This is a genomic window from Yersinia massiliensis CCUG 53443 (genome assembly GCF_000312485.1).
GTDB classification, from domain to species: domain Bacteria; phylum Pseudomonadota; class Gammaproteobacteria; order Enterobacterales; family Enterobacteriaceae; genus Yersinia; species Yersinia massiliensis.
In genome coordinates this window covers 32,853-56,466 of the sequence record NZ_HE997646.1, presented here as the reverse complement: position 1 = coordinate 56,466, position 23,614 = coordinate 32,853, and the positions used below count along the sequence as shown (strand labels likewise).

Here is a 23,614-nt window from a genome sequence, read left to right as displayed (position 1 = left end):
TTATGCACGTTTTACTTCAACGAGATTGGTATGTTGTGGGTTACCTTTCGCCAGAGGAGAAGGTCGCAGCGTGGTTAAGGTATTGATGCACCCGCCGACGTCGACGCCCTCTTTATTGAGATTACGCCATGCCCCTTGTGGCACCGTGATTACGCCTGGTAAGACCCTTTCGGTGATTTTGACGGCAATACGAATACGACCACGGCCGTTGAAAATCTCAACCATTTCACCTTGCTGAATGCCCCGAGCCTGCGCATCAATGGGGTTCATCCAAAACTGATGGGGAACGGCTTCGCGCAACATCGCGACGTTGTAATAAGAAGAATGGGTATGGCCTTTGATATGGAAACCGGTCATCTGTAACGGGTAGGTTTTCATGGTGTCGATATCACTGACACCTTCAAACGTCGGGCAATATTCTGCGACGGCGGTAATGCGATCACCCGGTGCCAGTTGCCACTCTTTTTCCAGTTTGGCCAGTGCTTCGGAGTAGATCTCAATTTTGCCGGACGGTGTTTTGAGTGGGTGATTGAGTGGGTCATCACGGAAGGCTTTTAAGGCAATATATTCGCTACTGTCAGCATAAATACGGTCGATAATGCCTTGGCCGTCGGTTTGCTCAAATGGGGGTAATGCAGGATTTTTATCGCGCATCTTGTTATAGCTGATCTCAATCCATTCTTGCTGTGTATGGCCTTCAGTAAAGGCATCGCCAATGCCGAGCTTCGTGGCGATTTCAGCTAAAACATCATACGACGGGCGACATTCCCACAGCGGGTCGATAGCATTTTGTAACCGCGTGACGTAGTGATAAGCGCCACTGGCGTAGGAGTTATCAATCAGATCGTTGGATTCCACCGAGGTGACATCAGGTAAGAGTAAATCTGCATATTTGGCAGAGTTAGTCATGTGGTTTTCCCACACCAAAATAAACTCGCACAGTGATTCATCTTGTAAAATGTTGTGGGTTTTATTCAGGTCAGAATGCTGATTTCCAATAACGTTACTGGCGTAATTCCACATAAACTTAATATTGGTATCAAGTTTGTCTTTATTCTTCACATGGGCATTTTGCGCGGTCATCTCGGTGCCACGGAAAATAGCATCCGTCCACATAAAGCAAGGAATGGCTGTTTTCACTGGGTTAGGAATACTGAATCCAGGGACTGGGTATTTTACGTTTCCACCCCATGCGCCAGTATTGGTTCCTGCGCGTCCAATATTCCCCGTCATGAGCGGTAGCATCATAATTGAGCGAGCGGCTTGCTCACCGTTGGCACTGCGTTGAATGCCCCAACCTTGTGAAATCCAAGCTGCGCGGGCATTGCCTAATTCTCGAGCCAATTGAGTAATACGCACAGGGTCGATACCGGTTATTTCGCTCGCCCATTGCGGCGTTTTTTCTACGCCGTCATTGCCATTGCCTAAAATATAATCTTTATACGAGCCATTGGCAGGGGCTGAATCGGGTAGGGTTGTGGCATCCCAGCCGACACAATATTCTTGCAGGAAATCCTCATCGGTGAGATTTTCCTTGATGAGGACATACCCTAATGCCGCGACGAGTGCGGCATCTGTGCCAGGGAATATCGGTATCCATTCTGCATTTAAGGTGGTGACACTGTCAGTCATTCGGGGGTCAATAATAATGACCTTGGCTTTACTTTTGCCTAGCGCATGGATCGTCTCGATATATTGGCCACCGCCTGACATACGTGTTTCTGCCAGATTATGACCAAACATCACCACTAAATCTGAGTTTTTAATTTCATCCAGCAAGGTTTCATCAGCATTACCATAAATATAAGGCATCACGGTATTTATTTGAGCGGTTGAATAAGTACCGTGTTGATCGAGAAAACCACCCAGTAAACTCAGCATTCTTTTACAGGCATTACGGCCTTGTAAATTAGCGCCGGTCGAACCGGAACCGTATTGATAATAAATGGCTTCGTTACCGTATTGTGCGATGGTCTTTTTCAGGTTGTCCGCCACAATCGTGGTCGCTTCATCCCAACTAATACGCTTAAATTTACCTTCACCGCGCTTACCAACACGTAGCATGGGGTATTTCACCCGGTCGGGGTGATATGTTTTCCAGCGAACGGATCGGCCACGTAAACACGGGCGAATTTGATGCTCGCCAAAAGTCGAATCGTCATAAATGGCTTCATTAGCAATTTTAATAATTTCGCCATTCTTGACGTGAACTTTCAGTGGGCAACGGCTACCACAGTTAACCAAGCACGCGCTGTATTTAATGGTTTCTTCGCTTGTTGCAGGTGTTTGGACTGATTTGGCCTGAGCGGAGAAAGGAAGGGTGATTGAACCCGCAATGGCCGCAGCACCGGTCACTGCGGCAGATGTTTGAATAAATTCGCGGCGACTCAGTGAACCCTGGGGTGGTTTTTTATTGTTATTCATCGACATTACCTTTGCTAAAGACATTATCTGGCGAAAATAAAAAAATCAGAATTAATCGGTTATCCTCCACCTTATGAAATAAATTGTTACTTTCATATGATGTAAATCAATTAAGGCGAGGTAACGATATTTCCAAGGAAAGTAATGTGAGCGTCGCGAGAGTTATTAATATTTTTTATAGAGATATTAACGGTTCTCTATACATATTATTAATACAATTCAAAGCGAGCGATTTGTAATAAAGAATCACTCTCAAACGAAAATGAAATATTTCATTTAAACTCATTGGTGGTATTTATTTAATTTATTTTATCTTTTGCAAGAAAAGTCTTAATTTGCGACTTCGTGCCTAGAAGAGAGAATGAGACTATTCTTGCTTTTACTGTTCAGCTTCGGGCCGTTTATTTTGTCGTTTGGTGGGTTTATTGCCTCATTGGTTGACTTAAAGGGTATCGCGATCCCTTTTCTCCGAATAATGGATAGATCCCCATCACGTTTTTCATTATTAGCGGCTTGTTGTCGAGGAGTAACATGGTAATTTAGCTAGAGTTGGATTGTCACCGTCAATGGCGGGCAAAACCTGATTGAGTGGCTTGATGAATGCTACTAAGTCAGGTTTTTTTGTTTTCAGGGCTAAGAAATGCGCATCACTAAAATACTAAATAATAATGTGGTTATTGTGCTCGATCAGTACGGGCAGGAACAGGTGATTATGGGGCGCGGTCTTGGCTTCCAAAAACGCCTTGGCGAGCCGTTGGACAATGCGCTGATCGAGAAAGTGTTCGCCCTGAAGGACAATGAATGGGTATCGCGGCTCAGTGAGTTGCTGAGCTCCATTCCATTAGAAGTGATGATCACCTGCGATTGTATTATCACTATGGCGACAGCAAAGCTGGGTAAGTTACATGACAATATCTATATCTCACTGACTGACCACTGTTTTTATGCGATCGAGCGCCATCAGCAAGGTTTAGATATCGCCAATGGATTGCTGTGGGAGATTCGTAGGCTCTATCCCAAAGAGTTCTCTTTAGGCCGTGAAGCCTTGCAAATCATTCAGCAACGGCTCGGCGTGCAATTACGTGAAGATGAAGCGGGATTTATTGCGCTACATTTAGTCAATGCACAACTCAATGGCGATATGCCTGAAGTGATGCAAGTGACGAAGGTCATGCAGGAAATTCTACACATCGTAAAGTACCAATTTAAGCTGGAATACGACGAAGATGGCTTGAGTTATCACCGTTTTGTCACTCATTTGAAGTTTTTTTCGCAGCGTATGTTGGGCCGTAATGGCGTCACTAGTGATGATGAGTCGTTACATGATTCAATAAAAGAGAATTATGTTGAGGCTTATCGCTGCGCCGTTAAAATTCAGCGGCATATTAAAATGTATTATCAGCAGGATCTCAGTAAAGAAGAGTTGATGTTTTTGACCATCCATATTGAGCGAGTTCGCCGAGAATGTTTTAACTTGCCGGATTAAAATATCGCTTCGTAGAGGCGAGCGCAGGATTCGGCTACTATTCTGTCTTGGGTTGCGATTGTTTAGGTTTGACTACGCAAGGAATTAGCGCGATGGCGAAAGTCACTCATCGTTTTGATCGAAAAAATCTCTTCGGAGAACAGAATATCCACGCGGTATTTGAAGTTAGCCTGCTATTGAAAGCTATCTTGGCCGTGATGGAAATTATCGCTGGGATTTTAACCTACTTTATTACCCCGCAATTTTTGCTTCATCTGTTACATCGCATTACGCAGGTTGAATTTATCGAAGACCGTGGTGATGTCGTGGCGAATTATTTGCTGCATGCTGCACAGAGTCTTTCCATCAGCAGTTTGCATTTTGCGGCTTTTTATTTGGTCGCTCACGGTGCGATTAAATTGTGGATTATTGTCGGACTGTGGCGCAAAAAGTTAGGCTATTATCCTATGGCCATTGTTATTTTTAGCTTATTTATTGCTTATCAACTCTATCGTTATACTTTCACCCACTCACCGATGTTGATTCTGATAACGCTCTTGGATGTGGTGGTGATTGTGTTGACCATACTCGAATACCGGCAGTTGCGACATGGGACGAAACCTGCGGGCTAAGCGCCTCGAGCCGGTTTATTCTGATCCAACGCCCTACTAAATACCAAGCGATGTGTGCATAAGTGCTTATCCCCTTTTGCTAAAGCACTATCTCTACATTTTCCTGTTTGTTCGGATCAAACAATGGCTTAACATAGCTATCACTTTTTTGCATGTTTCATGGGTATTCAATGCGCTACTTGGTTGTTCTTCTCCCCTTATTTGCTTTGCTCTCGGCCTGTAGTAGCAAGCCTGCGGCACCTGTAGCGGCTGAACCTACGGGAGCGTTGCTTCAGAGCGGCTTTTTACTTGAACCGGAACATCAAGGGCATCTGCAAAACGGTGATTTCGCTTATAACCCTGACACCGCGCGTTTTGTCGACAAAATGGTGCGTGAGCACGGTTTTGAACGTGAACAATTGCATGATGTATTGGCTCAAACGCAAAAACTGGACTGGGTTATCCGTTTGATGGATAAGCAAGCACCGACGTCAGGCCGTCCTTCTGGGCCAAATGGGGCTTGGAACCGCTATCGTAACCAATTTATTACCCCTGATAATGTGCAAAAGGGTGTGATTTTTTGGAATCAATATGAAGAGGCGCTTCAGCGTGCTTATGAGATTTACGGCGTACCGCCTGAGATTATCGTCGGTATCATCGGTGTTGAAACGCGTTGGGGCCGGGTGATGGGTAAGACCCGTATCATTGATGCGTTAGCGACACTCTCCTTTGCTTATCCGCGTCGGGCTGAATACTTTACCGGTGAGCTAGAAACCTTCTTATTGATGGCACGGGCTGAGGGCAATGACCCACTCAGCTTGAAAGGCTCATACGCAGGCGCGATGGGGTACGGCCAATTTATGCCATCATCATTTAAAAGCTATGCGGTTGATTTTAACGGTAATGGGCATATCAACTTATGGGACCCAGAGGATGCGATTGGCAGCGTTGCCAATTACTTCAAAGCACATGGTTGGACGAAAGGGGCCCCTGTTGCCATTCTTGCGAACGGCCAAGCACCTTCTCTTGATAATGGCTTTAAAACCAAATTCCCAGTTTCGACTTTATCAGCGGCAGGGCTAAGCCCGACGACCCCATTGGGTGATTATCAGGAAGCCAGCTTATTACGCCTTGATGTCGGCACGGGCTATCAGTATTGGTACGGTTTACCGAATTTCTACACTATTACCCGTTACAACCACAGCACTCACTATGCGATGGCAGTATGGCAACTGGGGGAGGCGGTTGGTAGGGCGCGTAGAGGTTATTGACGATAATTGAGGGCCACGCGAGTGGCCCTCAGACTGTTGATGAATGTTGACGACTCGATCGGTAACGGTGAGGACAGGCAGAAGAGTAAAGCGTCCGCGCCAAGGATGGCGCGGCTCGAGCCTCCATGGATGGATTCACGGCGTCTTTACGATCTGCCTGTTCGCTCCGCAATGGCCACTTTATCCGTAACGATACGGTTTATCTGTGGCCCCTTTTACCGTTATTTCAATGCATTACAGTAGGTGCGAAATATCATCCGGATTCACTGACGGCGGGGAATTACGCCAACCGCGAGTTAACCACAACAGATAAATAAAGCCTGCAAGCAACCACAACAAGCCCACCTCTAACGCGCGCTGTTCCAAATGCAGCCACAACCAAGCTGACATCACAAACCCCATCAGCGGTAATAGCCCGTATTTAAACAGGGCAGATGCGCCACGGCGCTTCTCATTGATTAGAAAATGTTTTATCACGCTCAAATTAACAAAGGTAAACGCACCCAGCGCACCAAAGCTAATCATCGATACCACTAAATTCAGGTCAAGGAACAAGGCTAATAATGAAATAGTGGCGACGAACAAAATGGCCCGCCATGGCGTGTGGAACTTACGATGCAGATGGAAGAACACTCGACGTGGTAGCACTCCTTCACGGCCCATGGCATAGAAGATCCGCGACACGCTGGTCTGTGCGGTCATGGCCGAGGCATACACACCCGTCAGGTAAGTCGCCATAAAGAAGTTATACATCCACTTACCGCCGACGTGCTCCGAGATAATCAAACTCGCCGTGTCCTGATAGGGGATCAGTGACTGCCAATCTGGGTAGGCCAAATGCGCGGCATAAGAGACGGCAATAAAGATGGCTCCCGCGCTAATCACGGTAAACAAAATAGCGCGCGGTAGCGTGCGTTTCGCGTCGTGCGCCTCTTCTGCCATGGTGGCAATGGCATCAAAGCCAAGGAAGGCTAAACAGAGCACTGCTGCGCCGGATAACAACCCTGAAAGATCACCGGCGTTCACCAGTAGCGGTTTCATTAACGCGGCGGGGCTTAAATCGGCCTGACTGAAGGACAGGGCGATAAATAATACGATAAAGATCATCTGTGCGGCGATCAGCGAGAAATTCACTGAGGTGAGTAGCCGCACACCGAGAATATTCAGCAGGCTGACACTGACGATAGACGCAATAATAAATACAGGGGCAGGGATCGCTGGGAATGCCTCATGCAAGAAAATGCCTAAAACTAAATAGTTCAGGATCGGCAGGAACAGATAATCCAGAATTTGTGCCCAACCCACCAGAAAACCGGTTTTCCCGCCAAAACTGCGCTGGACATATGAGTAGGCGGAACCTGATAGCGGCATGGCGCTCGTCATCCGGCAATAACTGAGGGCAGTAAACAAAATGGTGGCAACAGTCACCAGATAGGCAATGGGCAGATGGCCCTGACTTAATACGGTCACCTGTCCGTAGGTGGTAAATACGCCTAATGGCACCATGTAGGCAAGGCCGAAAGCGACCAGCGCGGGGGTTTTAAGCACTCTGCGCAACTGAATATTTTGTGGCATTACCGTATCATCTCCTGGTGTAAACGAGCACCGTTATGCTGCATTTTTATGCAGCTATAAAACATAAAGAAGCGGATTCTGACACAAGGGGGGCTGCTTTAAAAGCCCATCACGATGTAGGCTAAATGAGGGTGACGTTTACCGCTACTATTTACCTGAATCACTGGCGTAAACCCGTGATTCAGGTGAGTCAAAGTAGCGACCTTTATTGCATATTAAGTCCGCAGTGGATAGACGGATTTACCGCCGATGATCGTGCGTTCAATTTCAGTTTGATAGATTGTTTCCGGCGACTGTTCAAACAAATTCTGCTTCAAAATAATGATATCGGCGAACTTGCCCGCTTCCAGTGAGCCAATATATTGCTCCTTGGCAATCATATAGGCAGCATCAATCGTGGCGGAGCGCAGTGTTTCGAGCAGCGTCAAATCCCGATCATTATCTAACCGTGGACCGGCTGGATTACCCTCAAGATCCCACGCACGGCGGGTCATACCCACTTGCAGGTTGTACCACTCATCTAAGCGGTCAATCGGCCAGTCACTGCCATAAGCGAGACGTGCACCGGCATCCAGAAAACGCGCAGCAGGCTCCATATGCTGAAAACGCTCTTCGCCCAGCATCTCGCGCTCTTCATCAATCAACACACCCGGCAAGCCACCCCACTGGAAGGAGAGCACTGCCGTTGCACCAAGCTTGGCGAAACGGTCATATTGATGGGCGGCGACCAACTCGTTGTGCGCCAATCCTGGACGGATATCTTTGCCTGGCAATGCCGCGCGCATCTGTTCCACTGCATCGAGTACCATCTCGATAGCGCCATCGCCCACGGTATGGGTATGGGGATGCAGACCGGCACGCGCACACTCTAGAATCACGGCATTGACCACTGGCGCGGTAAAGTAGAGATCGCCATAGTGATCGGTATCTTGCCAGTCCGGTTGCTGCGCGGTACCTCGGTTTGCACGATAGGGTTTCAATAACGCCGCCGTCATGGTCGGGGGCTGTAATACGCCATCAATAAAGAGTTTTAGGTGATCGACGGCAAAACCCGGTGCCGGTGTCCATGTTTGGCTGCCCCATTCGCGACCAAAGTCCACCACTTCTTGCACTACGCGCGCGGCATCTTCTGGCCCTTGCAGGCTATCAGGGGTCACTTCTTTTGCGCCGAGCACACGTAAGGTCAATTCACCGCGTTCATGTAACCGACGGAAGGCTAGCAATTGTTCGGCAAAAACACGGGTATCCATTACGGTAGTGACACCCTGAGCATTGAGCACTTGCTGCACATGGGCGGCAATTTGCACGTTCTTCTCTGGTGTCGCGGATGGGATGCTATCAAAGGCACGCATGGCCGGTGCATCTTCCAAAATACCGGTTAACTTCCCGTGGGTATCGCGGGCAATTTTACCATCGGGTGGCACAGGGGTATTTTCATCGATACCCAGCAGGGCCAGCGCACGACTATTGGCGGCTAAGGTATGGCAGTCATTCGAGAACAGCGCAACTGGACGGCGAGTGTTGAGCGAATCCAACGCCGCACGGCTCATATCCGCCCCTACCGGCGTCATTGCTTGCCGCTGCCAAGCACGCACAGTCAGCCAGTCATTCTCGCCTTTAAACGGGTCACTATCGAGGTGCTTCTGGATAATATCCAGTGTTTGCTCAACACTCAGCGCGGCATAATTGAGGTTACAACCAATCAGTTGTTTCCCGCCCCAGAAAGGGTGCATATGGCTATCAATTAGACCCGGCATCATAAATTTGCCAGCCAAATCGATAAGTTGGGTATCAGGGCCGCTGAATTTTTGCTTAATTTCCTCACCACCGGTAGCCAGAATATAACCTTGGCTTATCGCAATGGCGCTGCAAACTGTGTTATCCGTATCAGCCGTATAAATTGTGCCGTTGTAATAGATAACATCGGCGACAGTAGATTGTTGAGTCATTTTATCTTCTCAATAATCCCCTTCGACTGGGGATAATAATCATTAAATAGCGATTATAGCCAATTATTGACGGCAAAAACCGCCAGTATGTTAAACCGGCTGAAACCAAAGGTTAATTAGCTTATTTGAGCAATTCGGTTGTCATGATGGCCGATAGGTGGCGCATAATTTCTGCTTCGGAAAAGCCCAGTTCCGTAAATTGGATCAGGCCATCTAAACCGCAAATCAGCCCGATCAAACGCCAAGCGATATCACTGGCATTCAACTCTGCGCGAAAGACACCACTGGCAACGCCGGCATGGATGGCATCCAGCGTGGCCTGATGCCAATCAGACATCGAGACGGCATAGGCTGCTTTAATCAGTTCGTCTCGCTCAGCCAAAATCGAGACTTCATTCCACAACCGAGTTTCTCTTTGTCCCACTTCATCTTGCGGATAACCCAGTACCTTTAGCACCCGTTCAGTGGCGGGTAACTCTTGGCTACTGACCATAAACGCGGCGAGTGATTGTTTCACTAGGCACAAAAAAGCATCCGCGCGTAGACGTGAAACGGACGAGAAGTGGTGATGGACTTGCCCAACAGCGACACCGGCTTCACTGGCAACACGGCGCACGGTGGTGGCAGCCATCCCCTCGGAAATGGCGACACGCATCGCGGCCTGCAAAATGGTGTCGTGGCGTTCTTCGCGGTTCAAATAGGCCAAAAGAATTCCTTAATCTGAAACATCAATTAGTTGGCACATCAGTCCTTTGGAACATCAATCATTTGGAACATCAATGTGCACGCCATTATGTGATGAATTGGACGTTAGTTCAACTTTCCGCTATTATTTGCATCTTGAACGTGTGTTCAACATTATTTCATAGCCCTATTTGAGCGTTTTTATGTCTAAAAAGTGGATTATTTTCTACGTTATTATCTTGATGTATTTGCCTGTATCGATTGATGCAACCGTATTACATGTCGCTGCGCCTCGGTTAGGCATTGCCCTGTCCGCAACGGGCAGCGAATTGCTGTGGATCATTGATATCTACTCACTGGTCATGGCGTGCTTATTACTCCCAATGGGGGCGTTGGGGGATCGCATAGGCTTTAAGCGACTGGCCTTAATCGGCTCGGTATTGTTTGGATTGGCTTCTTTGGCGGCGGCGCTGGCCCCCTCGGTTGCCGCGCTTATTGTTGCTCGCGCCTTTCTGGCTATCGGTGCCGCGATGATCTTGCCTGCCACTTTATCCGCTGTGCGCCATATCTTTACTGATGAGCGGGAACGCGCGATGGCGCTGGGGATATGGGTCGCGATTGGTACCATGGGGGCCGCAATGGGGCCGCTGGTGGGCGGCGTCTTGATGGAGTACTTCTATTGGGGCTCGGTATTTTTGATCAATATCCCCATTATCATCATTGTGGTTATCGCCACGCTGGTGGTGATTCCCAGTCAACCTGTTCGCAAAGAGCAAACATGGAAACTGGCTCCTGCACTGGTCTTGATTACCGCAATTTTAATGCTGGTCTATGCGGCCAAAACGGGGTTGCGTGGTGGTGGCGATATGGTGATAACCTCCCTGACAGCGCTGTTCGGTGGGGTGATGCTATATGCATTTGTGCGCCATCAACTCTCAAGCCAAACCCCAATGATCGATTTTCGGTTGATCAGCCAGCGGGTGATTGCGGTGGGGATGGTGATGGCAATGACCGCGATGATCACCTTGGTGGGTTTCGAGCTGCTTTTGACGCAAGAATTGCAGTTTGTCTTGGGCAAAAGCCCACTTGATGCCGGCATGTTCCTACTGCCGCTCATGATTGCCAGTGGCGTGAGTGGGCCGCTTTCTGGTTGGCTGGTGGCTAAACTGGGGTTGCGTGCCGTCGCCAGTGCAGGCATCGCACTGAGCTCGCTGAGTTTTCTGGGGCTGGCGTGGACCGATTTTGCCACTCAAGCCTATCTGGCGTGGGGATGGATGATATTGCTTGGTTTCAGCATCGAGGCCTCTTTATTAGCCTCGACGGCGGCCATCATGAGTGCTGCTCCGCCTGAAAAAGCGGGTGCGGCGGGCGCAGTCGAAGGAATGGCTTATGAGCTGGGGGCTGGACTCGGGGTCGCCATATTTGGCTTGATGCTGTCGCGCGCTTATACCGCCTCTATTGTGCTACCGGCCGATTTACCGGCAGATTTAGTGAGTCAGGCGAGCGCATCCATTAGCGAAACTATCCAAGTGGTTAATCGTCTGGGCGGGCATGAGCAGCTACTGACTAGCGCCAAGCTTGCTTTCTCGGCTTCACATAGTTTGGTATTAGGCACCGCCAGTGCGCTACTGATCCTGCTAGCCGCTGTCGTTTGGTTTACGATGCCGAGGAAAGAATCGCCACAATTGGCAAAAGCCTAATGTGATATCCCAGTGGGTGAATACTTAAATTGTCGCCTAATAATCTGTCTGGCAATACTCTGATTAGTCATTACTCTTGCTAAAGTGTGTGATATATCTATTTAAGGTTATGAATTGGGTTTTGGTATATTGACGATACCATCACCGTATCTTAATAAAGAGTAAGGCTTTCTCTATGACCGAGCGGCAGTTTACAGCACAACTCGATATCGATAGCTCGGCTCAACCTGCCCGAGTTGCCGCAAAGGGGGATTGGGTATTAGCGCATTACCGCACCCTTGAACCTGAAGTGACGCAATTACGCGCCAATCTCCCGGCGACGGTGGTGTTTGATCTTAGCCAATTGGGCGCGATGGACACGGCTGGGGCGACTTTACTGGCCTTATTACTGGGCGAGGAGCGTGTTAATCAACTGCGTGAACTCGCCCCTACATTACCTGAAGAGCGCCGAGTCTTACTGGAAACGGTGAGCCGTGTTTTACCCGATTTAGCACCAGAGCCGACCAAAAAGCCCTCACCATTTTGGCTGGAGTTATTGTCCAATATTGGCCGTTCGATGGACAATTTATGGCAAGACTTCAAGTCATTACTTGGCTTTGTCGGTCTAACACTCGAAGCTTTATTCAGCACGATGTTTCGTCCCTCTCGTTGGCGAATGACGTCGCTTATCGCCAATATTCAACAAATTGGCTTGAATGCCGTCCCCATCATTATGCTGCTGACCTTTTTGGTCGGGGCTGTCATCGCTTTCCTCGGTGCAACGGTGCTAACCACCTTCGGTGCGGGTATCTTTACGGTTGATCTGGTGGTGTTTTCTTTCTTGCGTGAGTTTGCGGTTTTGCTCACCGCTATTTTGATGGCAGGACGGACAGCCAGCGCCTTTACGGCTGAAATCGGGCTGATGAAAGCGAATGAAGAGATTGATGCCATCCAAACGCTGGGGCTGAATCCGGTCGAGTTGCTGGTGTTGCCCAGAGTCTTGGCGCTATTAATTTCACTTCCGATGCTCACCTTTATCGGCATGATCTGCGGTATTTTCGGCGGCATGGTGGTGTGCGCTTTAGCGCTAAACATTTCGCCGACGATGTTCTTATCGATTATGCAAAGCAGTAATGGATTGCAGCATTTTCTGGTGGGGATCAGTAAAGCGCCGATTTTCGCTTTCCTCATCGCCATTATTGGTTGTTTGGAAGGCTTTAAAGTCACCGGTAGCGCCGAGTCTGTGGGGGTTCATACCACCACGAGTGTCGTGCATTCTATCTTTGTCGTTATTTTGCTTGATGCCGTCGCGGCGCTATTTTTCATGGAAATGGGATGGTGAGCCAAATGTCGCAAGAAGCAATCATTCAAATCCGCGGTTTGGTCAACAGCTTTGGCAAACAGACGGTTCACCAAGACCTGAATCTCGATGTTCAGCGTGGCGAGATCCTTGGCGTAGTGGGGGGATCAGGAACAGGAAAATCCGTGCTGTTACGCAGCATTGTTGGATTGCGCCGCCCCACGGGTGGGCAGATTCATGTTTTTGGTCAGGACTTAATGGCACTGTCGGGGCAGGCCCGCTCGATGGTTGAACGCCGATTTGGTGTTCTATTTCAACGCGGTGCGCTGTTCAGCTCGCTCACAGTGACTGAAAACGTGGCGCTGCCATTAATTGAAAATGCGGGATTGCCACGGGATGAAGCGGAACGTTTGGCGCAAGTTAAACTGGCATTGGCAGGCTTGCCGCCAGGTGCGGGCAGTAAATATCCAGCGTCACTTTCGGGCGGCATGGTTAAACGCGTCGCCTTAGCCCGTGCGCTGGCATTGGATCCCGATATTTTGTTTCTTGATGAACCGACGGCGGGCCTTGACCCCATTGGGGCAGCAGCATTTGACAGTTTGATTCGGACATTGCGTGATGCTTTAAATTTGACGGTGTTCTTAGTGACACACGATTTGGATACACTCTATACACTGTGTGACCGAGTGGCGGTGCTTTCGCAGAAGAAAGTGCTGGTGGTGGATACTTTAGATAACGTCGCTGCATACCCTGATGACTGGATTCAGGCATATTTTCATGGCCCGCGTGGCCGAGCTGCGTATCAGGCAGCAACGAATAGTGGAGAGAGGTTGTAATATGGAAACCCGTGCGCACCATGTTGTCATTGGTTTGTTCACTCTCATTGTGGTCACTGCCGCGCTATTATTTTGCCTATGGCTGACCAACGCTGGCTCAAACCGCCAATTCAATCTGTACGATATTGTCTTCAATGAACCGGTCAGTGGCCTGTCTCAAGGGAGTACAGTGCAATACAGTGGGATTCGTGTCGGTGAAGTGACGCAACTACGTTTAGACAGAGATAACCCCAATAAAGTTTGGGCGAGGGTGCGAGTTTCAGCATCAACGCCCATTCGCCAAGATACCCAAGCACGCTTGACGGTAGCCGGTATTACGGGCACCTCAAATATTCAGTTCAGCAGCGGCAACCAATCAAGCCCGTTGCTCGAAGGGGTAGATGGCGAAATCCCGATTATTGTTGCCACACCATCGCCGATGAGCCAGCTATTAGCTAATGGTGAGAGTTTCATGAGTAACGCCAATGAAGTCTTGGTGCGTTTGAATCAGCTTTTGGAACCGGATAACCAACAACGGCTGATCAGAACGCTGGATAATCTGGCGTTGGTCACTCAGACTGTGGCGGATCAACGCTCAGATATCCGTACCATGTTGCAGCAGTTGGCGCAGGCCAGTAAACAGGCCAATGATACGTTAGCGCAAACCAATCGCTTACTGCGTAATGCCAATGGATTGATGGAGGGGCAGGGGAAACAACTGCTCGGCGATGCAGCTAAGACCATGGCGTCATTGCAAAATACCAGCACGATCCTCAATAAATTGGTCAGCGAAAATCAAACTTCGCTCAATAACGGTATGCAAGGAATGAATGAACTGGGGCCAGCGGTGGATGAGCTGCGCAGAACATTAGCCACATTGCGCGCCGCTGTTTCCCGTTTGGAAGAAAACCCAGCAGCCTTGCTGCGTGGTCGTGAAAGAACACAGGAGTTTACGCCTCGATGATATCTCTTAAGGTAATGCGCAGCGCAGGACGCCGCACTGGGTTACTGATGGTCTCCATGCTGGCGATGTTGCTATCAGCTTGCACTATTCTCCCAACTGTACCGATTTCGCAGGTCTATCTATTGCCAGTGCCGCCAGCAACCAATACGCCGCGTGCACAAACCGTGGATTGGTCATTGCGAGTTTCTCAACCAATGACCAGCCAATTCTTGAACAGTTCGCGCATTGCTGTGCAACCTCAAGGGCAGGAAATTGCAGTCTATCAAAACTCTCGCTGGAGTGATCCTGCGCCGATTTTACTGCGTAACCGCTTGATTCAGGAGTTCCGTGCAGATGGCCGTATTCGTGCCGTCAGTAGTGACGATGATAGTTTGCAAGCAGATGTCGAGTTGAGCGGTGATCTCTCTGCATTCCAAGGCGTATACCTAACGGATCGCAGTGAAGTACTGATCAGTTTCGATGCCCGACTGGTACGAATTTCGGATCGTAGAATTATCGCGACTCGCCATTTTGAAATCCGTCAGCCAATAAAAGGCACGGACATGAATGAGGTGGTTGAAGCATTTGGTTTGGCGAGTGATAAATTAGCCGCACAAGTATTGAACTGGATGTTACAGCAGTCTCTTCAGTAATTCAGACCCTATTTCCCCCAAGCCGATATCACTATCAGCTTGGGGGATTTCTGTCGACGACTTCAGGGTATTCCCCTCGATCACTCAGCATTATTGCGATGCGTGAATGACGCGATTTATGTATAACAAATAGACATTATCTTAATTGAATTTATGCAGGCGATGAGGCATTGACTAATATAGCGTCATTTTTATTTCTCTATATTTGTTATGCCTGTGTCAAGATAAGTAAAGTCAGCCAATTAAACTGACCGAGTGATGATCGACTCGCGCAAAATAACTGAAAGCCAGTATGGAAATATATCTTATATCAAATAAGTGTTGATTTTATGTTTCATAATGTTTGATTATTGCGCTGTGAATTGAGCAATAAGGGACTCATTATGCTTTGGAAAAATACCAAGGAACAGTTTGGGCGCATCACTATTGGCATCCACTGGCTGGTGGCATTAACCGTTTATGCACTGTTTGCTTTGGGATTATGGATGGTGACGCTGGGCTACTATGATGGCTGGTATCATCAAGCACCCGAAATACACAAAAGTATTGGGTGCTTATTATTTGCCGTAATGCTATTTCGGGTTATTTGGCGTTTTATTTCACCGCCACCAAAACCCTTATCAAGCTATAGTCGTTTGACACGTGCCAGCGCGATATTCGCTCATTTGGCTTTATATATTATTCTATTTTGTATTATGTTCAGCGGTTATTTAATCTCAACGGCTGATGGGCAACCTATCAATGTATTTGGTTGGTTCTCTGTGCCTGCGACATTAACGGGTTTACCTGATCAGGCGGATACCGCCGGAACGATACATCTTTATCTGGCTTGGGCTGTAGTCGTACTTTCACTATTGCATGGGTTGGCTGCAATCAAGCACCACTTTATTGATGGTGATATTACCCTTAAACGGATGCTGGGACGTAGCACCGATTAACCAACTGTATTATGGAGAATTAACTATGTTTAATAAGACCCTATTGGGCCTGACTGTAGGCGCACTGATGTTGACTGCCGGCAGCGCCGTAGCCGCCGATTATAAAATCGATAAAGAAGGGCAACATGCCTTTATCGAGTTTCGGATTAAACATTTAGGCTATAGCTGGTTATACGGTAGCTTTAATGATTTCGACGGAACATTCACCTTTGATGAGAAAAATCCGGCTGCCGATAAAGTGAATGTGGTGATCAACACCAATAGCGTTGATACCAATCATGCAGAGCGTGATAAACACCTGCGCAGTAAAGAATTCCTGAACGTCAGTAAATTCCCACAGGCGACATTTGAGTCTACTGAAGTGAAGAAGAACGGCGAAGGATATACCGTGGTCGGGAATCTGACCTTAAATGGCGTCACTAAGCCTGTAACACTGGAAAGTAAATTGACAGGTCAAGGCAGTGATCCATGGGGCGGATACCGCGCTGGTTTCGAAGCGAATGGTAATATTAAGTTGAAAGACTTTAATATCACCACCGATTTAGGCCCAGCCTCACAAGAGGTCGAGCTAATATTATCTGTTGAAGGCGTACAGGTTAAATAATTCTTGCTAACTCTTTTGACTCAATGTTTATAGATCAATGTTTATAGATCAATGTTTTGGCCCCAGAAAGGGCCATGACAAACTGAGTCTCTGACGATTAGGTCAGATTGAAAAAGATTTTCGTTTGATAAGTAGCCCCCGTCCAGCATTGATATTAACCGGTTGATGACTTCATTGATCATGCTGCTGACGGGGTCTTTAATACTGGATAACGAAGGGCTAAGAAATGGCCCCAATGGAATATTATCGAATCCAATGATAGATATTTCATCCGGTATTTTAATCTTTGCTTCATTTAACTTTTTCATCGCACCAATAGCCATATCATCATTGCTAGCAATAATGGCGCTAAACGGCACCTGACTTGTGAGTAATGACTCTACGGCCGCGAAGCCACATGCTGGCGTCCATTTTCCCTGCACAATAAGCGAATCTTGTATCGGTAGAGAGCTGGCGGTTAGCGCACTCTTATAGCCGGAAAGGCGCTCAATAGCAGTCGGGGAGTCCAGCGAACCCGTGATAAAAGCGATATCACGGTGCCCGCGTTCGATAAGATATTGTGTGGCGTTGTAACTCGCACCTGCATGATCGCTGAAAATACAGTGGCTACCATTTTTTCTTAATTTTCTGTTGACCACCATAATCGGCTGTTTGTATTTATCGATGATCAAATCCATGTCATCGACAGTCAAAAAACGGGGATAGATGATAATGGCATCACAACGTAGGTCTAGCAGGAATTGAATAGCTTCTCGTTCTTCTTCGGCGCTGTGTTTTCCGTCGACTAACACTAACTGCCGGCCATTATTTTCTAATTTCTTCGCAGCTTGAGAAAGAATTTCACTAAAGTAATTCCCATTGTAAAGTGTATTGGTGACCACGAAACCGATACATTCAGATTTGTTTGTCGCCAAATTCCGCGCCAATAAATTTGGCCGATATCCCGCCTCTTCAATCGCTTTAAAGACCTGTTCTTTGGTCGCTTCGCTAACATAGCCTTTGCCTGATAGAACCCGAGAAACAGTGGCTTTTGACACACCGGCTTTCTTTGCCACTTCCTGCATCGTCGACATAGATTCTTCCTGGCTTTTAATATTGACGGTCATTCTACATGTTACTACGGACATGTTACTACGGACATGTTACTGCGGACATGTCACTACGGACACGTGACTATGACTCGTCACGGCGAACATGCCACTGCGAATAAGAAGTTGCCTACCGAATTGGATCAATTGCTACACACATACCGATCATCATCACAAAATTGAAATACTGTTTCTATAGCTATTGAAATCCAATCCGTAATTAACGATTCTCATGTGGAACCGGTTACCTATTTGTCTAAAAAGAACACATCTCGATGGTTGACTGGTCGATTTTTTAATCATAACTATATGAATACAATGGCTAATTGTACCATTATGCTGGTAAGGGCGCTGACCCTTCGACCGCAAATAGTTCGCTTAGCTCAGCGTGCGTCGTTACGGGGAGTTGTTACTCATGTCAAAGAATTATGCCGCAGTATCTCAGCAAATTGTCGAGGCTATTGGCGGAGCCAACAATGTCGGGGCAGTGACTCACTGTATGACACGCTTACGTTTCGTGCTCAATGATGACAGTGCGGTTGATCTGGCAAAGTTGAAATCGATCAGTGGTGTACTGGGCGTGGTGCGAAATGAAAACCAATGTCAGGTCATCATTGGCAATAATGTGGCATATGCCTATGCAGAAGTAGTGAAGCTCCTACCAGAAGGCGCATTGCCTGAAAATGCTCAGCCACAGAAAAACAAAATCACCTTAAGACGTATTGGGGCTGGCATTTTAGATGCACTGATTGGCACTATGTCACCGCTGATCCCCGCCATTATTGGCGGTTCGATGGTGAAATTGCTGGCAATGATACTGGATATGACCGGTATCTTTGAGAAAGGCTCATCGACACTGATTATTCTTAATGTGATTGGTGACGGTGCTTTCTTCTTCCTGCCAGTGATGGTGGCCGCCTCTGCTGCCATCAAATTCAAAACCAATATGTCGCTGGCTATCGCCATTGCGGGTGTGTTGGTCCATCCCGCCTTTATTGATTTGATGGCGAAAGCCGCCCAAGGCCAGCATGTTGAATTTATGGGTGTTTCGGTCACTGCGGTGAAATATACCTATACCGTGATCCCAGCGTTGTGCATGACTTGGTTGCTCTCTTATATCGAACGTTGGGTTGATCGCATCACCCCTGCGGTAACAAAAAACTTCCTCAAACCCATGCTGATTGTGCTGATTTCTGCGCCTATCGCGATTATTTTCATCGGCCCGCTGGGGATCTGGATTGGTAGTGGCATTTCATCTCTGGTGTACAGCGTACATGATTATCTGGGCTGGCTCTCTGTGGCGATTATGGGTGCACTCTGGCCATTGCTGGTGATGACGGGTATGCACCGTGTATTCACCCCGACCATCATTCAAACCATTGCCGAAACCGGGAAAGAGGGCATGGTCATGCCATCGGAAATTGGTGCGAACCTTTCGCTCGGCGGCTCTTCATTGGCTGTTGCATGGCGTACCAAGAACCCAGAGTTACGCCAGACGGCACTGGCTGCGGCGGCCTCGGCAATCGTGGCCGGTATTTCTGAACCCGCACTTTATGGTGTCGCTTTACGACTCAAACGCCCATTAATCGCCAGCCTAATCAGTGGGTTTATTTGTGGCGCGGTAGCGGGTATTGGTGGGCTAGCCAGTCATTCCATGGCCTCACCTGGGCTGTTTACCAGTGTCCAGTTCTTCGACCCCGCAAATCCAATGAGTATCGTATGGGTATTTGGCGTCATGGTTCTGGCAATCGTGATTTCATTCGTCACCACACTGCTACTGGGTTTTGAGGATATTCCGGTCGAGGATAATGCAGGCGATACCGCCCATCCGACCGATGCCGTTGCGGCGCAGAACGCAATAAAGATTAACTGAAAAACGAGGTGTTTCATGGCTGTATCAACATTTCCCGACGGTTTTTTATGGGGCGGCGCATTAGCTGCAAACCAGGCCGAAGGTGCTTGTTTCGAAGGTGGTAAAGGTCTGACGACGGTTGACATGATCCCCCATGGGCCACACCGTTTAGCGGTGAAACTGGGGCAGGAAAAGCGTTTTACCTTAAGGGACGATGAGTTTTACCCGAGCCATCAGGCGATAGATTTTTATCATCGCTATAAAGACGATATCGCATTGATGGCTGAAATGGGATTCACCGTGTTCCGTACCTCCATTGCATGGAGCCGGATCTACCCGAATGGCGATGAAATGACGCCAAACGCTGAGGGAATCGCTTTTTATCGTGACCTGTTTAGTGAATGCAAAAAGCACAATATCGAGCCGTTAGTGACGCTGTGCCATTTTGATGTGCCGATGCACCTCGTGACGGAATACGGTTCGTGGCGTAACCGCAAGATGGTCGAGTTTTTCACTCGCTACGCGCGGACCTGTTTTGAAGCCTTTGATGGGTTAGTGAAGTATTGGCTGACCTTTAACGAAATTAATATCCTGCTTCATAGCCCGTTCTCAGGTGCGGGATTAGTCTTTGAACCGAATGAAAATCAGGAGCAGGTCAAATATCAGGCCGCTCACCACGAACTGCTTGCCAGCGCACTGGCAACCAAGATTGCCCATGAGGTCAATGCGCATAATCAGGTCGGATGCATGCTCGCAGGGGGGAATTTCTACCCACGGACCTGTAAACCGGAAGATGTCTGGGCGGCATTGGAAAAAGACCGTGAGAATCTGTTTTTCATTGATGTGCAAGCGCGCGGTGCTTATCCGGCCTACACCAAACGTCTGTTCAGAGAGAAGGGCATTTCAATCATCACAGAAGCAGGAGATGACGATATTCTGAAAGACACGGTAGATTTCGTTTCCTTCAGCTATTACGCCTCTCGTTGTGCTTCGGCTGAGATGAACGAACATAACAGCAGTGCTGCTAACATCGTTAAATCCCTGAAAAACCCGCATATCGAGGCCAGCGAGTGGGGGTGGGGCATTGATCCATTGGGGCTACGCATCACCATGAACATGATGTATGACCGTTATCAGAAACCACTGTTTCTGGTTGAAAATGGTTTGGGTGCAAAAGATGAGATTAACCCGCAGGGTGAAATTGAAGACGATTATCGCATCAGCTATTTGCGCGAGCATATTAAGGCCATGGGCGAGGCGATTGACGATGGTATCCCCGTGATGGGATACACCTCATGGGGCTGCATCGATTTGGTTTCTGCCTCGACCGGCGAAATGAGCAAACGTTACGGCTTTATCTATGTTGATCGTGATGACCAAGGGAAGGGTTCTTTAGCCCGTAAGAAAAAGAAATCCTTCTATTGGTATAAAAAAGTCATTGCCAGTAACGGTGCGGATTTGAGTTAAAAATGCTGGGAATATCCTCGATAAACGATATTCCCATCTCATCACGCATAACAATGGCCTTTTCGATTTTAGGGCTCGTGACGATCGTGAGATGGCCCTTTTTTCAACAGCATCATAAATTCAGTAAACGCAGTACGAAGCGGCGCGAATAAGGGATGTTTGCGGTTCTCCATCATGGTTTCTGAGAATAACTTCAGCCCCAAAGCGAAGGCCGCTGTTTTCTCTTTGCCAAAATCCAGATCTTCGCGCGCCTGTAACCGCTCGATGATGCCGAGGATCTCATCATGATTCTCGGCTTCAAATGTGACAGGGGCTTTATCAATCGGCTCACCTTTACGGTCAGTCATAGGCTCAATGGTGATTCGATAACGATAGCCGGGCATCAGTTTTTCTCCTGTTCATCCGTCGTTGCGTCTGTCGATTGTTGTGTTAACTCTTTCTCAATGGCTTCTACTGCGGTCATTAACGCGGCATTAATGCGGAGTACCTGCTCTGGTGTCACGTCTGAACGCACCATGTTACTGCGCAAAATATGACGTAAACGGTGCATCACATCAGAAATGCCTTCAGCGAGATTCCCTTCAGGACGGCGATTGACCTGCGCCAGTCGAGAAAAGATGACATCAACCATGGCTTGATTTTGTTGTAACTCAACCTTACCAGCATCGGTAATTTGGTAGCTCTTACGGCCATTGCCGGTGGCAACAGGGGTGACAAAATCTTGCTCTTCAAGCAGTGTCAGCGTCGGGTAGATAACGCCTGGGCTTGGCACATACAGTCCTGAAGAAGCCTCTTCGATTGCTTTAATGAGCTCATAGCCATGGCTGGGTTTTTTATCCAGTAGCGCCAACAAGACAACACGTAAATCACCGTGCTCAAACAGCCGTTGCATCTTCTCACCACGACCATGCCGCCCACCTCTGCCTGCTTCCGGGCCCTTACCGGCCATTGGGTGACGACCACCACGATGCATTCTTTCACCGCTGCGGTGGTGTTCTTCCCGATGTTCGCCACAGTGGCTGTGACCACGTTTTGAAAATCCAAACATAATTTATCTCCTTTAGATATATCGAAATAATTTCGATATATCTAATCTAGATCGATATATCGAAGTTTGCAAGAGGGGAAGTCAAAAAAGATATATCTAAATGAATTGTGCGGGAGAGTTTATGGTTAAGAAGGGCAGCAATAAATACCTAAGTAACCTTTTATCAATAGGTTAACTTAATGAATGAGCACTGGTTAAGGCTTCCTATAAGGACATCACTGATTGTGCTGCGCCATTAGCCGTATAAAGCAAAATCTTACTTTTGACCAATGCAAGTCATCATGCCTGGCGATAAAGCCACCATCTCTCCCTGAATCAGCCTATTTTCAGCATCTGTTAAAGTTCTTTCATCTAGATCGCTCATTTCTAACAAACGATCATGCATGGCTCGCCAAGTAAGACACCAAAATTCAGCCATAGGGGAATCTTTACTAATTGGTGGTAGATAAACTTCATTCGTTATATTTCTATAGCCAAGATATTGAAATTGTAAATTTAATTTGTGAGACCAATTTTTATCAGTACCAATGGAATCAATGAGAACTTGCCACATCGTTGACATGATTTTTCTATAAAGGGGGTCATCCACCTCTTCAGGCGATAAATCAATAACATCAGAGACAATCAACCATCCACTTGGTTTTAACCATGAGGATATTTTATTTAATATTTTCTCCCTATCTCTTAGATGCATAAGAACAAAACGAATATTGATAAGATCAAACTCGCCAGTATAATCATCACTATTCAAATCGTGTTGTACAATATGTAACTTTTCTGAAATGGTTAGTTTTTTTTCTAATAAATTCACGAATCTGTCAAGCGCAACAACTTCTTTTACCTTAGGCTGTTCAGATAACCATTTTGCCATACTCCCAGTACCTGAACCTATATCCAGACAACGCATATCAGGCTGCGTAATGAGTGTGGATATTTGACGTTGGCTAATGAAATCGTAGGTTTTTGAAACCAGTTCTAGGCGATACATTTCGTCAGCAATTTCCTGACAAAATAGAGTGTCGCCATAATTTTCATCTTGACTCATGTTAATTACCTCAATGACTTATTCTTAAAGAAGAATGTTTTTTTGCTCCCAATGCAGATGTGTTAACTTGGTCATAATCCTCCATTTATTCTATTGATAATAATATTCCTAACTGGTGTTTATTCCCGAGTAGAGAACTCTGCAAGAGCATGGCAACATCTTGCTTTGGTATGGTGAGATAATTTAGTATAGCCAAAGTTGTT

The 23,614-nt window shown here is 47.5% G+C and carries 20 protein-coding genes and 1 pseudogene; 13 read left to right on the top strand and 8 right to left on the bottom strand.

Going from position 1 to position 23,614, the window contains the following annotated elements:
* Positions 1 to 2,424, bottom strand: coding sequence for a DmsA/YnfE/YnfF family dimethyl sulfoxide reductase (locus BN68_RS15030; protein ID WP_019211992.1), 2,424 nt, complete (start codon positions 2,422 to 2,424; stop codon positions 1 to 3).
* 640 nt (positions 2,425 to 3,064) lie between these two features.
* Between BN68_RS15030 and licT the strand changes: the two genes are divergently transcribed.
* The 4 genes and pseudogenes from licT to BN68_RS24160 form a co-directional block, all read left to right on the top strand.
* Positions 3,065 to 3,910, top strand: a complete 846-nt coding sequence (licT, locus tag BN68_RS15025) for a BglG family transcription antiterminator LicT (RefSeq protein ID WP_019211991.1) — start codon at positions 3,065 to 3,067, stop codon at positions 3,908 to 3,910.
* 92 nt (positions 3,911 to 4,002) lie between these two features.
* On the top strand, positions 4,003 to 4,521 hold the full coding sequence (locus tag BN68_RS15020) for a DUF2127 domain-containing protein (protein ID WP_019211990.1): 519 nt from the start codon (positions 4,003 to 4,005) through the stop codon (positions 4,519 to 4,521).
* 170 nt (positions 4,522 to 4,691) lie between these two features.
* Positions 4,692 to 5,771, top strand: a complete 1,080-nt coding sequence (gene mltB / locus BN68_RS15015) for a lytic murein transglycosylase B (protein ID WP_019211989.1) — start codon at positions 4,692 to 4,694, stop codon at positions 5,769 to 5,771.
* Between the two features lie 125 nt (positions 5,772 to 5,896).
* Positions 5,897 to 5,962: pseudogene (locus BN68_RS24160) on the top strand (gluconate 5-dehydrogenase); the annotation flags it as partial.
* 43 nt (positions 5,963 to 6,005) lie between these two features.
* Here the strand turns inward: BN68_RS24160 and BN68_RS15010 are convergent.
* From BN68_RS15010 to BN68_RS15000, 3 genes are all read right to left on the bottom strand, one after another.
* Positions 6,006 to 7,346 (bottom strand): APC family permease, encoded by a 1,341-nt coding sequence (locus BN68_RS15010; RefSeq protein ID WP_019211988.1) that lies wholly within the window; start codon positions 7,344 to 7,346, stop codon positions 6,006 to 6,008.
* A 215-nt stretch (positions 7,347 to 7,561) separates the two neighbouring features.
* Entirely contained in the window at positions 7,562 to 9,295 is a 1,734-nt protein-coding gene (locus BN68_RS15005; RefSeq protein ID WP_019211987.1) for an amidohydrolase, read from the bottom strand.
* Positions 9,296 to 9,416: 121 nt separating this feature from the next.
* Entirely contained in the window at positions 9,417 to 10,001 is a 585-nt protein-coding gene (locus BN68_RS15000) for a TetR family transcriptional regulator (protein WP_042806844.1), read from the bottom strand.
* 181 nt (positions 10,002 to 10,182) lie between these two features.
* Between BN68_RS15000 and BN68_RS14995 the strand changes: the two genes are divergently transcribed.
* The 7 genes from BN68_RS14995 to BN68_RS14965 all read left to right on the top strand — a co-directional run bounded on the left by BN68_RS14995 (position 10,183) and on the right by BN68_RS14965 (position 16,911).
* Entirely contained in the window at positions 10,183 to 11,679 is a 1,497-nt protein-coding gene (locus tag BN68_RS14995) for a SmvA family efflux MFS transporter (protein ID WP_019211986.1), read from the top strand.
* A 175-nt stretch (positions 11,680 to 11,854) separates the two neighbouring features.
* A complete protein-coding gene (locus tag BN68_RS14990) occupies positions 11,855 to 13,000 on the top strand; it encodes an MlaE family ABC transporter permease (protein WP_019211985.1) in 1,146 nt (381 codons plus the stop codon).
* Complete coding sequence (locus tag BN68_RS14985) at positions 12,994 to 13,794, top strand: ABC transporter ATP-binding protein (protein ID WP_019211984.1); 801 nt, start codon at positions 12,994 to 12,996, stop codon at positions 13,792 to 13,794. Before BN68_RS14990 ends, BN68_RS14985 begins: the two co-directional genes overlap by 7 nt.
* A gap of 1 nt (position 13,795) precedes the next feature.
* Positions 13,796 to 14,737: an MlaD family protein gene (locus BN68_RS14980; RefSeq protein ID WP_019211983.1), complete on the top strand. Its 942-nt coding sequence runs from the start codon at positions 13,796 to 13,798 to the stop codon at positions 14,735 to 14,737.
* Entirely contained in the window at positions 14,734 to 15,369 is a 636-nt protein-coding gene (locus BN68_RS14975) for an ABC-type transport auxiliary lipoprotein family protein (protein ID WP_019211982.1), read from the top strand. The genes BN68_RS14980 and BN68_RS14975 overlap by 4 nt, the downstream gene beginning before the upstream one ends.
* Before the next feature lie 383 nt (positions 15,370 to 15,752).
* On the top strand, positions 15,753 to 16,307 hold the full coding sequence (locus BN68_RS14970; RefSeq protein WP_019211981.1) for a cytochrome b: 555 nt from the start codon (positions 15,753 to 15,755) through the stop codon (positions 16,305 to 16,307).
* A 25-nt stretch (positions 16,308 to 16,332) separates the two neighbouring features.
* Positions 16,333 to 16,911, top strand: coding sequence for a YceI family protein (locus BN68_RS14965; RefSeq protein WP_019211980.1), 579 nt, complete (start codon positions 16,333 to 16,335; stop codon positions 16,909 to 16,911).
* 41 nt (positions 16,912 to 16,952) lie between these two features.
* On the opposite strand, the gene BN68_RS14960 is transcribed toward BN68_RS14965, so the two are convergent.
* Complete coding sequence (locus tag BN68_RS14960) at positions 16,953 to 17,984, bottom strand: LacI family DNA-binding transcriptional regulator (RefSeq protein ID WP_019211979.1); 1,032 nt, start codon at positions 17,982 to 17,984, stop codon at positions 16,953 to 16,955.
* A gap of 430 nt (positions 17,985 to 18,414) precedes the next feature.
* On the opposite strand from BN68_RS14960, the gene ascF reads away from it, so the two are divergent.
* Together ascF and BN68_RS14950 are read left to right on the top strand one after the other, a co-directional pair.
* Complete coding sequence (ascF, locus tag BN68_RS14955; RefSeq protein WP_019211978.1) at positions 18,415 to 19,872, top strand: PTS cellobiose/arbutin/salicin transporter subunit IIBC; 1,458 nt, start codon at positions 18,415 to 18,417, stop codon at positions 19,870 to 19,872.
* Positions 19,873 to 19,887: 15 nt separating this feature from the next.
* Entirely contained in the window at positions 19,888 to 21,318 is a 1,431-nt protein-coding gene (locus tag BN68_RS14950) for a 6-phospho-beta-glucosidase (RefSeq protein WP_019211977.1), read from the top strand.
* A 68-nt stretch (positions 21,319 to 21,386) separates the two neighbouring features.
* Here BN68_RS14950 and BN68_RS14945 read toward each other — a convergent pair whose 3' ends face one another.
* The 3 genes from BN68_RS14945 to BN68_RS14935 form a co-directional block, all read right to left on the bottom strand.
* Entirely contained in the window at positions 21,387 to 21,701 is a 315-nt protein-coding gene (locus BN68_RS14945) for a DUF3861 domain-containing protein (RefSeq protein WP_019211976.1), read from the bottom strand.
* On the bottom strand, positions 21,701 to 22,366 hold the full coding sequence (locus BN68_RS14940) for a PadR family transcriptional regulator (protein ID WP_019211975.1): 666 nt from the start codon (positions 22,364 to 22,366) through the stop codon (positions 21,701 to 21,703). Before BN68_RS14940 ends, BN68_RS14945 begins: the two co-directional genes overlap by 1 nt.
* A 256-nt stretch (positions 22,367 to 22,622) precedes the next feature.
* Entirely contained in the window at positions 22,623 to 23,411 is a 789-nt protein-coding gene (locus tag BN68_RS14935) for a class I SAM-dependent methyltransferase (RefSeq protein ID WP_019211974.1), read from the bottom strand.
* Positions 23,412 to 23,614: the final 203 nt, after the last annotated feature.

What these genes read in the sequence shown, in the direction of transcription:
- BN68_RS15030 (WP_019211992.1), bottom strand. Translation starts at nt 2,424, where the DNA reads ATGAATAACAATAAAAAACCACCCCAGGGTTCACTGAGTCGCCGCGAA.
- licT (WP_019211991.1), top strand. Translation starts at nt 3,065, where the DNA reads ATGCGCATCACTAAAATACTAAATAATAATGTGGTTATTGTGCTCGAT.
- BN68_RS15020 (WP_019211990.1), top strand. Translation starts at nt 4,003, where the DNA reads ATGGCGAAAGTCACTCATCGTTTTGATCGAAAAAATCTCTTCGGAGAA.
- mltB (WP_019211989.1), top strand. Translation starts at nt 4,692, where the DNA reads ATGCGCTACTTGGTTGTTCTTCTCCCCTTATTTGCTTTGCTCTCGGCC.
- BN68_RS15010 (WP_019211988.1), bottom strand. Translation starts at nt 7,346, where the DNA reads ATGCCACAAAATATTCAGTTGCGCAGAGTGCTTAAAACCCCCGCGCTG.
- BN68_RS15005 (WP_019211987.1), bottom strand. Translation starts at nt 9,295, where the DNA reads ATGACTCAACAATCTACTGTCGCCGATGTTATCTATTACAACGGCACA.
- BN68_RS14995 (WP_019211986.1), top strand. Translation starts at nt 10,183, where the DNA reads ATGTCTAAAAAGTGGATTATTTTCTACGTTATTATCTTGATGTATTTG.
- BN68_RS14990 (WP_019211985.1), top strand. Translation starts at nt 11,855, where the DNA reads ATGACCGAGCGGCAGTTTACAGCACAACTCGATATCGATAGCTCGGCT.
- BN68_RS14985 (WP_019211984.1), top strand. Translation starts at nt 12,994, where the DNA reads ATGGTGAGCCAAATGTCGCAAGAAGCAATCATTCAAATCCGCGGTTTG.
- BN68_RS14980 (WP_019211983.1), top strand. Translation starts at nt 13,796, where the DNA reads ATGGAAACCCGTGCGCACCATGTTGTCATTGGTTTGTTCACTCTCATT.
- BN68_RS14975 (WP_019211982.1), top strand. Translation starts at nt 14,734, where the DNA reads ATGATATCTCTTAAGGTAATGCGCAGCGCAGGACGCCGCACTGGGTTA.
- BN68_RS14970 (WP_019211981.1), top strand. Translation starts at nt 15,753, where the DNA reads ATGCTTTGGAAAAATACCAAGGAACAGTTTGGGCGCATCACTATTGGC.
- BN68_RS14965 (WP_019211980.1), top strand. Translation starts at nt 16,333, where the DNA reads ATGTTTAATAAGACCCTATTGGGCCTGACTGTAGGCGCACTGATGTTG.
- BN68_RS14960 (WP_019211979.1), bottom strand. Translation starts at nt 17,984, where the DNA reads ATGTCGACGATGCAGGAAGTGGCAAAGAAAGCCGGTGTGTCAAAAGCC.
- ascF (WP_019211978.1), top strand. Translation starts at nt 18,415, where the DNA reads ATGTCAAAGAATTATGCCGCAGTATCTCAGCAAATTGTCGAGGCTATT.
- BN68_RS14950 (WP_019211977.1), top strand. Translation starts at nt 19,888, where the DNA reads ATGGCTGTATCAACATTTCCCGACGGTTTTTTATGGGGCGGCGCATTA.
- BN68_RS14945 (WP_019211976.1), bottom strand. Translation starts at nt 21,701, where the DNA reads ATGCCCGGCTATCGTTATCGAATCACCATTGAGCCTATGACTGACCGT.
- BN68_RS14940 (WP_019211975.1), bottom strand. Translation starts at nt 22,366, where the DNA reads ATGTTTGGATTTTCAAAACGTGGTCACAGCCACTGTGGCGAACATCGG.
- BN68_RS14935 (WP_019211974.1), bottom strand. Translation starts at nt 23,411, where the DNA reads ATGAGTCAAGATGAAAATTATGGCGACACTCTATTTTGTCAGGAAATT.